The sequence below is a fragment of the Methylobacterium fujisawaense genome (assembly GCF_039619325.1).
GTDB classification, from domain to species: domain Bacteria; phylum Pseudomonadota; class Alphaproteobacteria; order Rhizobiales; family Beijerinckiaceae; genus Methylobacterium; species Methylobacterium fujisawaense.
On sequence record NZ_CP155000.1, the window covers coordinates 4,392,075 to 4,404,663 of the forward strand.

At 70.0% G+C, this 12,589-nt stretch carries 9 protein-coding genes; 4 read left to right on the forward strand and 5 right to left on the reverse strand.

Annotated features, from left to right (window positions below; translation table 11 throughout):
* Positions 1-21: 21 nt before the first annotated feature.
* Together ABC766_RS20890 and ABC766_RS20895 are read right to left on the reverse strand one after the other, a co-directional pair.
* Positions 22-816 carry a YoaK family protein gene (locus ABC766_RS20890; RefSeq protein WP_043358073.1) on the reverse strand — a complete coding sequence of 265 codons (795 nt, stop codon included), beginning with the start codon at positions 814-816 and terminating at the stop codon, positions 22-24.
* Positions 817-885: 69 nt separating this feature from the next.
* Complete coding sequence (locus ABC766_RS20895) at positions 886-1,833, reverse strand: methyltransferase domain-containing protein (RefSeq protein ID WP_345819397.1); 948 nt, start codon at positions 1,831-1,833, stop codon at positions 886-888.
* Positions 1,834-1,901: 68 nt separating this feature from the next.
* Here ABC766_RS20895 and ABC766_RS20900 point away from each other — a divergent pair, with 68 nt between their 5' ends.
* From ABC766_RS20900 to ABC766_RS20915, 4 genes are all read left to right on the forward strand, one after another.
* Positions 1,902-2,960, forward strand: a complete 1,059-nt coding sequence (locus tag ABC766_RS20900) for a ligase-associated DNA damage response exonuclease (protein ID WP_043358063.1) — start codon at positions 1,902-1,904, stop codon at positions 2,958-2,960.
* A complete protein-coding gene (locus ABC766_RS20905) occupies positions 2,957-4,690 on the forward strand; it encodes a cisplatin damage response ATP-dependent DNA ligase (RefSeq protein WP_043358064.1) in 1,734 nt (577 codons plus the stop codon). Before ABC766_RS20900 ends, ABC766_RS20905 begins: the two co-directional genes overlap by 4 nt.
* Positions 4,687-5,169 carry a secondary thiamine-phosphate synthase enzyme YjbQ gene (locus ABC766_RS20910; RefSeq protein WP_345819398.1) on the forward strand — a complete coding sequence of 161 codons (483 nt, stop codon included), beginning with the start codon at positions 4,687-4,689 and terminating at the stop codon, positions 5,167-5,169. Before ABC766_RS20905 ends, ABC766_RS20910 begins: the two co-directional genes overlap by 4 nt.
* 211 nt (positions 5,170-5,380) lie before the next feature.
* Positions 5,381-6,172, forward strand: a complete 792-nt coding sequence (locus tag ABC766_RS20915; protein ID WP_043358075.1) for a flagellar hook basal-body protein — start codon at positions 5,381-5,383, stop codon at positions 6,170-6,172.
* Between the two features lie 100 nt (positions 6,173-6,272).
* Here the strand turns inward: ABC766_RS20915 and ABC766_RS20920 are convergent, their stop codons facing one another.
* From ABC766_RS20920 to ABC766_RS20930, 3 genes are all read right to left on the reverse strand, one after another.
* On the reverse strand, positions 6,273-7,808 hold the full coding sequence (locus ABC766_RS20920) for an efflux transporter outer membrane subunit (RefSeq protein ID WP_043358068.1): 1,536 nt from the start codon (positions 7,806-7,808) through the stop codon (positions 6,273-6,275).
* A gap of 143 nt (positions 7,809-7,951) precedes the next feature.
* On the reverse strand, positions 7,952-11,101 hold the full coding sequence (locus ABC766_RS20925) for an efflux RND transporter permease subunit (protein WP_043758984.1): 3,150 nt from the start codon (positions 11,099-11,101) through the stop codon (positions 7,952-7,954).
* 16 nt (positions 11,102-11,117) lie between these two features.
* The gene (locus ABC766_RS20930; RefSeq protein WP_182592830.1) at positions 11,118-12,440 is read right to left on the reverse strand and encodes an efflux RND transporter periplasmic adaptor subunit; all 1,323 of its coding nucleotides are present in this window, start codon (positions 12,438-12,440) and stop codon (positions 11,118-11,120) included.
* Between the last annotated feature and the right edge of the window lie 149 nt (positions 12,441-12,589).

A 12,589-nucleotide genomic window follows, 5' to 3' on the forward strand; every position in this document is an offset into this window, starting at 1 on the left:
CGCACCCGCCCCGGTGGGATCTCAGTGGATGGCGTCGATGACCTCGGCCTTCGGGCTGGCGTCGGGCGCCGGAGAGGAGCCCGCCACCAGCGTGCTGCCCGGCTTGGCGATGGTCAGCACGATCGCGATCAGCGCCAGGATGGCGGCGAGCGCCGCCGGGAACAGGAAGGCCGATTCGCCGTAGCGGATGTCGAGCAGGCCGCCCACCACCGCGCCGGTGCTGAGACCGGCCCAGAGCGGCGCCTGGATCCAGAAGGAGGGCGCCACCGTGCCGAGCAGCAGGTTGGCGCAGCCGGTGCCGAAACGCACCACGGCGCCGGTGACGTAGGTGAGCGCCAGCGAGCGGCCGCCCTCGTCCTGCAGCGTCGCGTTCTGAAGGCCCAGCGCCAGGACGATGGGATAGGCGTGCAGCGGATAGGCGAAGGTGCCCCACGGCATCAGCAGGCCGCCGGCGAGCAGCAGGGCCTGGAGCGTCAGCAGCACGGCGAGGCGCCAGCGCCCGACCCAGGCGGCGATCAGAGTCCCCAGGAAGGCGCCGAAGCAGAACATGCAGATGGTGCTGGCGACGCGGGTGACGTTCTCCCAGTCGCCATTGGCCACCGCCACGCCGAAGCGGGTGGTGTTGCCCGACATGAACGACATGAACAGCTGCGAGAATTCCAGGAAGCCGATGGAATCGGCGCAGCCCGCGAGCGCGGCCAGGGCGATCGCGAACGGGATGCGGGTCCGCGGATCGGCCGGAAAGGACTTGTCGGCCGGCGGTTCTGGCTTCCGCTCCGGTGTCGCGCGGCCTGTCCTGTTTCCGTAATCCGCCATGCTGATCCCCCGATCGAGCGGCCGCGCCCATTCGCGGCCGACAAACAATGGACGAAGAGCCAAGCGGTTTCATGCCGATGTGCGGCGCAGCACAACGACGCGCCCCGGCACCGGCCGCCCACCCTCGCGCCGGATGTGGGCGGGACGCAGAGTCAGGATCTCCAGTCCGGCGCCGGCGGCCGTCGCCGCGATGTGGGCATCGGCATGGGCATAGCGTCCGTCCTTGCCCAGGACCGAGCCGGCACCGTCGTGGGATTGCACCGTGACGGCGCCGAGCCCGCCCGGTCGCAGGACCCGGCCGATCCCCGTCAGGAACGCGGCGAGGTCCGCCACGTAGATCAGGACGTCCGCGGCGAGGCAGAGATCGGCGCAGGCCTCCGGCAGGTCCGCCAGGGCGGCGGAGAGGTCGCCTTCGATCAGGCGGTCGTAGAGCGGCCGATCCCGCCACGTCTTGGCCCGCGCCATTGCCAGCATCCCGGGGGAGAGGTCGATCCCGGTGAGATGATCGACCCGGTCGCGCAGAACGGTGCCCATCAGCCCCGTGCCGCAGCCGAGATCGAGCGCGACCGGGAAGCGCTCCGGGACGCCCGGCAGGGCGTCGCGGACGCGTTGCGGGCCGACATAGCCCAGGCCCTCCACGAGGTGGTGCTCGAAACGCGGCGCGTAGTCGTCGAACAGAGCCCGGACATAGGCGGGCGACAGGACCGGGAGGCCGTCGCCGACACCCAGGCGGACGAGATGCGTGCGCACGCCCAGCCTGTCCTCCGGATCGATCTCGAGGGCGCTGGCATAGGCGCGTGCCGCCGCGGCACGCAGGGCCGGATCGGCGCCGGAGGCCGCCAGACGCTCCCGCGCCCGGCCCAGCAGGAGCCAGGCGGGCGCGTAGCGCGGAGCAAGGTCCAGGACCTGCTCGGCGAGGTCGGCGGCGCCCGCATGGTCGCCGTCGGCCAAGCAGGCCTCCGCGTAGCGATAGCGGCGATCGGCGAGGAGGTCGCCGGAACTGAGCTGCGAGGCCATGCGTCTGCCGGGTCGGGGGCGCCTATATATCGGGGCCACCGGCGGACTCCACCGGCTGCACGGACCCGATGCCGATACGCGCCAGCGATCTCCTCACCCTGACCCGCGAGGGTCTCTATTGCCCGCTCGGGCGCTTCCACGTCGATCCGACCTGGCCGGTGGAGCGCGCGCTGATCACCCACGGGCACGCCGACCATGCCCGCGCCGGCCACGGACAGGTTCTGGCGACGCCCGAGACCCTGCGGATCATGGCGGTGCGCTACGGCGCGGAGTTCTGCCGCCAGCGGCAGGAGGCGCCGCTCGGTGCGGCGCTCCGCGTCGGCGACGTCACCGTGCGCTTCGCGCCGGCGGGCCACGTGCTCGGTTCGGCGCAGATCGCCATCGAACGGGACGGGGTCCGGGTCGTGGTCTCGGGCGACTACAAGCGGGCGCCGGATCCGACCTGCCTGCCCTTCGAGGTGGTACCCTGCGACGTGTTCATCACCGAGGCGACCTTCGGCTTGCCGGTCTTCACGCATCCCGACACGCGGGGCGAGGTCCGCAAGCTCCTCGACTCGGCGCGGCTGTTCCCCGAACGCGCCCACATCGTCGGCGCCTACGCGCTCGGCAAGGCGCAGCGGGTGATGGCGCTTCTCCGGGAGGAGGGCTGGGACCGCCCGATCCACCTGCACGGCGCCATGGAGAAATTGACGACGCTGTACAAGGAGGAGGGGGTGCCGCTGGGCGACACGCCCAAGGTCGTGGCTGCCGAGCGCAAGGACCTGCAGGGGGCGATCGTGATCTGCCCACCCTCGTCGATCCAGGATCTGTGGTCCCGGAAATTCCCCGATCCCGTGACCTGCTTCGCCTCGGGCTGGATGCGGGTGCGCGCCCGCGCCCGCCAGAAGGGCGTCGAGCTGCCGCTGGTGATCTCCGACCATTCCGACTGGCCGGACCTGTGCCGCACCATCCGCGACACCGGTGCCGGCGAGGTCTGGGTCACGCACGGTCAGGAGGATGCGCTGGTCCATTGGTGCGGGACGCAGGGCATCAAGGCCAAGCCCCTCCACCTGCTCGGCTACGGCGATGACGGCGAGGCCGAGCCGGGCTCCGTCGAGGCCGGCTCCGGGACGGAGGCGGCGGCGTGAACGCATTCGCCCACCTCCTCGACCGCCTCGCCTACGAGCCGCGCCGCAACGCCAAGTTGCGGATGCTGCAGGATTACTTTTCGCGCACCCCCGATCCTGAACGCGGCTACGCGCTCGGTGCCATGACCGGCACGCTGAGCTTCCGCGAGGCCAAGCCGGCGCTGATCCGCGGACTCGTCGAGGAGCGGATCGACCCGGTCCTGTTCCGGCTGTCGCACAACTACGTCGGGGATCTCGCCGAGACGACGGCGCTGATCTGGCCCGTCCCATCTCTCTCCCCCCCCGCAGAGGCGGGAGGGGATGGGGCCGCCGGGATCGGCCACAACAACCCGCCGCCACCGAGCTTGGCCGAAGTCGTCGAGACGCTCAGCACGATCCCCAAGCGCGAGCTCTCCCGTCACCTCGCCGGCTGGCTCGATGCCCTCGACGAGACCGGGCGCTGGGCGCTCCTGAAGCTCGTCACCGGCAACCTGCGGGTCGGTGTCTCGGCGCGGCTCGCCAAGACGGCCGTCGGCGCCTTGGGCGGCCACGAGGCCGATGCCGTGGAGGAGGTCTGGCACGGGCTGACCCCGCCCTTCGCGACCCTGTTCGCCTGGGTCGAGGGCCGGGCCGAGCGGCCCGAGACCCTGAATCCCGCCCCGTTCCGGCCGCCGATGCTGTCGCACCCGATCGAGGAGGAGGCCGACCTCGAGAAGCTGGAGCCCGAGGCCTTTTCGGCCGAGTGGAAGTGGGACGGCATCCGCGTCCAGCTCGTCGGCGGCCCCGACCGGGCGGGTCAGCAAGTCGGAAAGGTCTATTCCCGCACCGGCGAGGACATCACCGGGGCGTTCCCGGATCTCGCCGAGGCCATCACCTTCACGGGGGCGATCGACGGCGAATTGCTGATCCTGCGCGAGCGGCGCGTGCAGAGCTTCAATGTCCTCCAGCAGCGCCTGAACCGGAAGGCGGTGACGGCCAAGCTCCTGGAGGAGTTTCCCGCCCATGTCCGGGCCTACGACCTCCTCACCCTCGCGGGCGAGGACCTGCGGGCCGAACCCTTCGAGGCCCGTCGGGAGAAGCTGGAGGCGCTGGTCACCCGCCTCGACCACGCGCGGATCGACATCTCGCCCCGCGTGCCCTTCGCGGATTGGGCGGCGCTGGCAGCCGCCCGCGCGGATCCGGCCTCGGTGGGGGCGGGCGAGGATGCCGACGCCATCGAGGGCGTGATGCTCAAGCGCCGGAACAGCCCCTACCTGCCGGGCCGTCCCAAGGGACCGTGGTGGAAGTGGAAGCGCGAGCCGCACATCGTCGATGCCGTGATGATGTACGCCCAGCGCGGGCACGGAAAGCGCTCGTCCTTCTACTCGGACTACACGTTCGGGGTCTGGCGGGCGGCGCCCGAGGGCGGCGACGAGCTGGTGCCGGTGGGCAAGGCCTATCACGGCTTCACCGACGCGGAACTCGCCAAGCTCGACCGCTACGTCCGCAACAACACCACCAAGCGCTTCGGCCCGGTGCGCGAGGTCGCCCATGGACGCGACGCCGGGCTGGTGCTGGAGATTGCCTTCGAGGGCGTCCAGCGTTCGACCCGGCACAAATCGGGGGTGGCGATGCGCTTCCCCCGGGTCAGCCGCATCCGCTGGGACAAGCCGCCCGCCGAGGCCGACCGGATCGACGTGCTGGAACGGATCCTCGCTCGCGGCGAGCGCGAGATCGCGCCGGGGGCGACCCTGATGGAGGAGACCGGATGAGACGGGGAGACACCAGGGCCGGCACGATCGGTCCGGTCGAGGCGCTGGCCTCCGGCGCCCTGGAGCGCCACGCGAGCGGGCGCCTCACCATCACAACCGCGGGGCCGGGCTTCACGGATTTCACCGCCGCGGTGGCGGCCTTCGTGCGCGGCAGCGGCATCCGGGACGGTCTCGTCACGGCGTTCTGCCGGCACACCTCGGCCTCGCTCACCATCCAGGAGAATGCCGACCCCGACGTTCAGACCGACCTGATGACCGCGCTGGACGGGTTCGCGCCGCGGCAGGCCGGCTACGTCCACGGCGCCGAGGGACCGGACGACATGCCGGCCCATATCCGCACCCTGGTCACCGATTCGGCCCTCACCATCCCGCTGATCGACGGAACGCTGGCGCTCGGCACGTGGCAGGGGATCTACCTGATCGAGCACCGCGACCGGCCGCATCGGCGGGAGATCGTGCTGAGCGCCCTCGGGGCCTGACGCCTCCACGGTCGCCGCAGGTGGAGCGAAGCGACCCGGGCCAGCGCGACCGGATCGGGCTCGGCGCGGCGGGATTGCGGCGCCCCGCTACCCCCGACGCCCCCGGGCCGGCTCAGCAACATGTGTAAACACACCGTCGGTTAACCATAGTGCACGCCTATGGGTCGTCGTCGGATCGGGAGCCGTGCCGCTCCGGCGAATGGAGACCCCGATGGGCCTTTTCACCGCGCTCTCGAATTCGATTTCCGGCGCCTCGGCGCAGTCGCTCGCCCTGAACAACATCTCGGGGAACATCGCCAACACCCAGACGGCGGGGTTCAAGTCCACCGAGACGAGCTTCGCCGACATGCTGGCCGAGACCGATCGCAGCACACAGCTGGCCGGCGGGGTGTCGCCGGGCACGCGCAACAGCCTGAACATCCAGGGTACGGTGCAGTCGACCGGCGTATCGACCAATCTCGCCATCTCGGGCAACGGCTATTTCATCGTCCGGAAGAACACCGGGACGACCCAGAGCCCGAGCTTCACCGGGGATACCGGCTACACGCGACGCGGCGACTTCGCACCGGACGCCAGCGGCTATCTCAGCAACGGTGCGGGCTACTACCTGTTCGCCGGCCCGTCGGCGACCGCGCCCGTCCAAGTCCCCACCGGCGCCAATACCCTGTCGAGCCTCACGGTCTCGCCGGCCGGCACGCTCACCGGCACGGCCGCGGATGGCAGCTCCGTGGCGCTCGGCTCGCTGCAGCTGGCGCAGTTCGGACTGCAGGACAATCTCGCTTCCCTCGACGGGGGGACCTACGTGGCGACGGGTCAGTCAGGCACGCCGAGCTACGGCCTCAACGGCGCGACCATCGCGGCCGGCTCCGTGGAGCAGTCGAACGCCAGCATCTCGGATCAGTTCTCGAAGATGATCGAGACCCAGCAGGCCTATACCGCCAACACCAAGGTCATGAGCACCACCGACCAGATGCTGCAGGACGCCATCGCGATGTACACCTGACGCGGTAGCGGGGCGGCCCGAGCGGTCGTCCAGGATCAGGGTGGCCCCCGGGACGGGGGCGAATGTCAGGACCCGGTCGGTCACGACACGGGGCAACCGGTCACAGGAACTTCAGCGGGTCCTTCTCGGGCGGGGGCGGCGCCACGTCGGCGCGGTTCCACCAGCCGCCGCCCAGGGCCACGAACAGGGCGGCGGTGTCGGCGTACTGCGTGGCGCGCGCCGCGGCCGAGGTGACCAGCGCCGAGAGGTAACCCTGCTGGGCGATCAGCACCTGCGAGGAGGTGATCGCCCCCGCCGTGTACTGCTTGCGGATCAGCCCGAGGCTCTGGTTCGTGGCGCTCACCGCCGCGTCGGCGGCGGCCACGGCCTTCGCGTCGGCCTGGAGCGCCCGCAGCGCGTCGGCGACGTTCTGGAAGGCGGTGATCACCGTCGCCTTGTACTGCGCCTGCGCCACCGTCAGCGATTCCTCGGCGGCGCGCTGCCGCCGGAACAGGGTGCCGGCATCGAAGATCGGCGCCGTCGCCTGCCCGATGATCGTGAAGAACGCCGCCCCCGGACTTGTGACCTGAGCGATCCGGGTGGCGCTGGAGCCGCCCGTGGCGGTCAGGCTGAATTGCGGCAGGCGGTTCGCCACCGCGACGCCCACCGTGGCGCTCGCCTGCTGCACCAGGGCCTCCGCCGCCTTCACGTCGGGCCGCTGCTGCACGAGCCGCGAGGGCAGGCTCACCGGGAGCCGCGTCGGCAGGCGCAGGGCGGCGAGGTCGAAGGTCTCGGAGACCTCGTCCGAGGGCAGGCGCCCGGCCAGCGCGGTGAGCAGGTTGCGCTGCTGCGCGAGCGCCTTCTCCAGCGGAGGCAGCAGCTGCTGCGACAGCGCCAGCGCCGCCTGCTGCTGCACCACGTCGGCCCCGGCAATCTGCCCCAGGGATAGCTGCTTGTTGTAGAGCTGCAGCACCTCTGTCTGCGCCTGGATCACCTTGCGGGTCGCGTCGATCTGCGCCCGCAGGGACGCCTCCTGGATCGCGGCGGCGACCACGTTGGCGGTCAGGCTCAGATAGGCCGCCTCCAGCTGAAAGCGCTGGTTCTCGGTGGTGGCCTCCAGGGACTCGATCTGCCGGCGGTTCCCGCCGAACACATCCGGATTGTACGAGACCACCGCCTGCGGCGTGGAGAGGCTGTAGAGATACTGGTTCTGGTTGTTGAGGGGCGATTGCAGGTCGAGGCCGGGTGCCTGGGCGCCCTGGATCTGCGGGGTCGCGGTCAGGCTCGGATAGAGCGTGCCCTTCTGGGCCAGCACGTTCTGCTGCGCCACCCGCAGGGAGGCCTGCGCGGCCTCCAGCGTCGGGTTGTTGGCGAGGGCCTGCTCCACGAGGCGGTTCAGCGCCTTCGAGTGGAACAGGGTCCACCACTGGCCGGGGATGTCGGCGCCGGAGACGAAGCTCTGGTCAGCCGAGCCGCCCTGCCGGGTCCGGATCTTGTCGGCCGCGGAGGGATTCTGCAGCGGTTCCTTGGTGTAGCGGCCGACCGGCGGATCCTCGGGCGGCACGAAGTTCGGGCCGACCGCGCAGGCCGACAGGCACAGGGAGGCCGCCAGCACAGCGGCTGCCCGTCTGCACCGTCCCGGCGCAAAGTCCACCATCCCGCCCCCGAAAACCCCACCTCGGTAGAGCGGCGCGGACCGCATCCAAGTCAATGCAACTGTCCCCTGTCGGCGCCCGCGGGGATGCCGTTGTGGCGCCCCTGCAACGGGCAGAGCCCCCGCCCGTGCGGTCGTGAACCGGCTCACGCGGCGGCCCGATGCGCGGACCGGGCCTGTGCGTCCGGGTTCGGGTGCCGTCGGGAGAACAGGGAGATCAGCACCGGCACGACCACGAGGATCAGGTTCGGCGCCAGGATGATGCCGCCCACCACTACGAGCGCCAGCGGCTTCTGCACCTGCGAGCCGATGCCGGTGGAAACCGCCGCCGGCAGCAGGCCGACGCAGGCCGCCACGCAGGTCATCATCACCGGGCGCATGCGCACCACGGCGGCGTGCCAGACCGCCTCCTGCCGCTTCCAGCCTTCGTCGAGCAGCTGGTTGTAGTAGGCGAGCAGGATCACGCCCTCCATGGTCGAGATCCCGAACAGCGCGATGAAGCCGATCGCCGCCGAGATCGAGAACGGCGTGCCGGTCAGCGCCAGGGCGAAGATGCCGCCGATCATCGCCATCGGGATCACCGACAGGGTCAGCAGCATGTCGGCCACCGACGAGAAGTTGATGTAGAGGAGCAGCGCGATCAGCAGCAGCGTGATCGGCACCACGAGGCTGAGCCGGGTGGCCGCCTCCTTCAGGTTGGTGAACTGCCCGACCCATTCCAGCCGGTAGCCCGGCGGCAGGTCCACCGCGTCGGCGACCTTGCGCTGCGCCTCGATCACCGCGCTGCCTAGGTCGCGGCCGCGCACCGAGAACTTCACCGGGATGTAGCGCTCCTGGTCCTCGCGGTAGATGAACGAGGCCCCCGAAACGAGGTCGACATCGGCGATCTCGGAGAGCGGCACCTGGATGACGCCGCCGTTGGGGTTCTGGGCACCGACCGCGATGTTGCGGATGCCGGCCAGTGACGAGCGGTACTCCTTGGCGAGCCGCACCCGCATCGGGAAGTGACGGTCCGAGCCGTACTCGTAGAGGTCGCCCGCGGTCTGGCCGCCGATCGCCGCCTGGATGGTGGTGTTCACGTCGCTGATCGACAGGCCGTAGCGGGCGGCCTTGTGGCGGTCGACATCGATCCGCACCGTCGGCTGGCCGAGGGATTCGAAGACCGACAGGTCGGTGACGCCCGGGACGCTGGCGAGGGCTGCCTTCACGGCATTGGCGGTCTTGGTGAGCTGGGTGAGGTCGTTGCCGTAGATCTTGACCGAGTTCTCGCCCTTCACGCCCGAAGCGGCCTCCTGGACGTTGTCCTCGATATACTGCGAGAAGTTGAACTCGATGCCGGGAAACTCCGCCTCCAGCTTCTTGCTCAGGTCCTGGATCAGCGTCTCCTTGTCGAGGCCCTTGCGCCACTGGTCGATGGGCTTGAGCGGCGCCAGGATCTCGACGTTGAAGAAGCCCGTGGCGTCGGTCCCGTCGTTCGGGCGGCCCTGGTGCGACAGGACGGTGGTGACCTCCGGGACCTCCTGGAAGATCTTGCGCATGCGCTGGACGTAGGCGTTGCCGGCCTCCAGCGAGATCGAGGCCGGCATCGTCCCGCGCACGTAGAGATTGCCCTCCTCGAGCCGCGGCAGGAATTCGAGGCCGAGATTGCGGGCCGTGAGCCCCGAGACCAGCAGGACCGCCAGCATCACGGCAAGCGCCAGGACGCGGTTGCGCAGGCCGAAGGCCAGCGCGCGTTCGTGGCCGACGCGCAGCACCCGCACGATGAGCGTATCGCGCTCCTCGAGCTTCTTCGGCAGCATCAGGGCCGAGAGCGCAGGCGAGACCGTGAAGGTGGCGAGCAGGCCGCCGAGCAGGGCGTACGCGTAGGTCTTGGCCATCGGGCCGAAGATGTGGCCCTCGACGCCGGTCATCGTGAACAGCGGCAGGAAGCCGACGATGATGATCGTCGCCGAGAAGAAGATCGCCCGGTTCACCTCGCGCCCGGCGACCGCGATGGTGCCGAGCCGGCCCGTCAGGCCGTCGGGCGGCGTCTCGCCCTTCACGTGGTCGGGCTCGGCGATGTGGCGGAAGACGTTCTCCACCATGATCACGGTGGCGTCGACGATCAGACCGAAATCGATGGCGCCCAGCGACAGGAGGTTCGCCGAATCGCCGCGCACCACCAGGATCAGGATCGCGAAGCCGAGGGCGAACGGGATCGTCGCCGCCACGATGATCGCGCTCGTGAGCGAGCCCAGGAACAGCCACTGCACGACGAAGACCAGCACCACGCCGAAGACGAGGTTGTGCATCACCGTGTGGGTGGTGGTGTGGATCAGGCCCGAGCGGTCGTAGATCCGCTCGATCTTCACGTCGGGCGGCAGGATCGTGGAGCTATTGATCTTGTCGATCTCGGCTTCGACCCGTTCCAGCGTCGGCAGGCTCTTGCCGCCGCGGGTCATGAGCACGATGCCCTCGACGATGTCGGGCTGGTTGTCGTGGCCGACGATGCCGAGGCGCGGGGCGTTCGACACGCGCACCTCCGCCACGTCCCGCACCAGCACCGGGGTGCCGTTGACGAGGCTGATCATCGTGTCCTTGATGTCGTCCATGTCGCGGATCAGGCCGATGCCGCGCACCACCGCCGATTGCTGGCCGACGTTCAGCGTCTGGCCGCCGACGTTGATCGAGGCGTTGTTCAGCGCGTTGGTCAACTGCACCAGGGTCAGGCCCTGGGCCTGGAGGCGGTTCAGGTCGACCGCGACCTCGTATTCCTTGGCCTTGCCGCCGAAGGCCGTGACGTCCACGACGCCGGGGATCGCCTTGAACCGGCGCTGCAGAACCCAGTCCTGCAGGGTCTTCATGTCCATGGGCGAGTAGCCCGCCGGGCCGACGAGCTTGTAGCGCATGATCTCGCCCACCGGGCTCGTCGGCGAGATCTGCGGCGTCGCTCCGTTGGGCAGCGTCGGCGCCTGCGACAGGCGGTTGAGCACCCGCTGCAGCGCCTGCTCGTACGTGTATTCGTAGTTGAACTGGACCTTCACGTCCGAGAGGCCGAACAGCGAGATCGTCCGCACGACCTGGGCGTTGGGGATGCCGGCGAGCGCCACCTCCAGGGGGATGGTGATGTAGCGCTCGATCTCGTCGGCGGACTGGCCCGGGTTCTGGGTGATCACGTCGACGAGCGGCGGGACCGGGTCTGGATAGGCCTCGATGTTGAGCTGCGTGTAGGCGCCGTAGCCGACGCCGAGCATCACGACGAACAGCAGCACCACCAGCACGCGCTGGCGCAGCGAGAAGGTGATCAGGGCGTTCATCGGACCGGATCCCCGCTCAGGACGCCTTGTCGCCGGTGGCCGCCCGATCGATGAACAGGGCCCCCCGGGTGACCACCTGCTCGCCCGCGCGCAGGCCCTGGACGACCTGGGCATTGTCGCCGTTGATCAGGCCGAGCTTGACGTCGCGCGCCTCCACGGCGCCGTCGGGCCGCGCCACCCAGACATGGGTGCGGTCGCCCTCGTACACGATGGCGGCCACCGGCACGCTCGGGCTCGGCTCGCCCTTGCCGGTGATGATCGTGTAGGTGGCAAACATCTCCGGGCGCAGCACCCGGTCCGGGTTGTCGACCTCGCTGCGCACGGCCAGCCGCCGCGTCGCCGGGTCGAGGCTGGAGGCCATGTAGTTCACCCGGGCCTTGAATACCCGGGCGCCGAAGCCCGCCACCTTCGCCTCGACCTCCTGGCCGATGCGGATCTTCGGGATCTCGCTCTCGCGGACGTTGGCGACGAGCCACACCGTCGACAGGTCGCCGATCACGAAGACTGGGTCGCTGGAGGCGGAGAGGTACTGGCCGGTGCCGACCTTGCGCTGGACGATCGTGCCGGCGATCGGTGCCCGGATCTGCGTCTCGGCGCTCATCGTGCCCTTCTTCTCGAAGGCGGCCATCTCGGCGTCGGTCTTGCCCAGCATCCGCAGACGGTTCTTCACCGCGTCGAGGGCGCCCTCGGCGGTCTTCAGGTCGCTCTGGGCGGCGATGACGTCGTTCTGGGCCGATTGGTAGTCCTTCAGGGCCGTCGCGTGGGCCTGGAACAGCTCCTGCTGCCGCTGCGCGATGGTCTGGTCGAGCTTCAGAAGCGCCTGCTGCTTCTGGAGGTTGTTCACGGCCGCCTGATAGTCGTTCTGCGCCTGGACCATGTCGGTGGCCTCGAGCGTCAGCAGAACGTCGCCGGCCTTCACGTCGTCGCCGGCGCGGGCCAGGACCTTCGTCACGCGGCCGGCATAGGGCGAGACGACCGGGACGTTGTCGTCCTCGTTGAGGGCGATCCGTCCCTCGGCGGTGCCCTCGGGCCGGAACACGAGGTTGGCGACCGGCAGGATCTCGAAGGCGGCGCGTTGCTCCTTGGAGGGCCGGAACACCCGCTCCACCGGGCCGGCCTTCTCCACATCGATGCCCGGGTCAGGGTTGGCTGGTGCGAACAGCCCCGTCAGCGCGGCGACGAGGTTCGAGGCCGTCTCGCGGGTCCGGTCGGAGAACGCGAAGGCCAGGCCCGCAGCGGCCGCGAGCAGGACGGCGACGACCAGGAGGCGGGCCCACCGACGGTTGCGCGGGGGCACGGTGACGGCCTCGTCCTGGTCCAGCGGATTTCGGGCGTCCATGCGGATGATCTTCTAGGTCCGGGCCAAGGGACCGGGCTGATTGACGAGGGTACGATTCGTGCCAGGACGACGCCAAGATCAATGCGATCGCTGGTGCTTTTCTATGGCGCTCCGCGGGATGGTTCCCGGCAGCAACGCGTGCCTAGAGC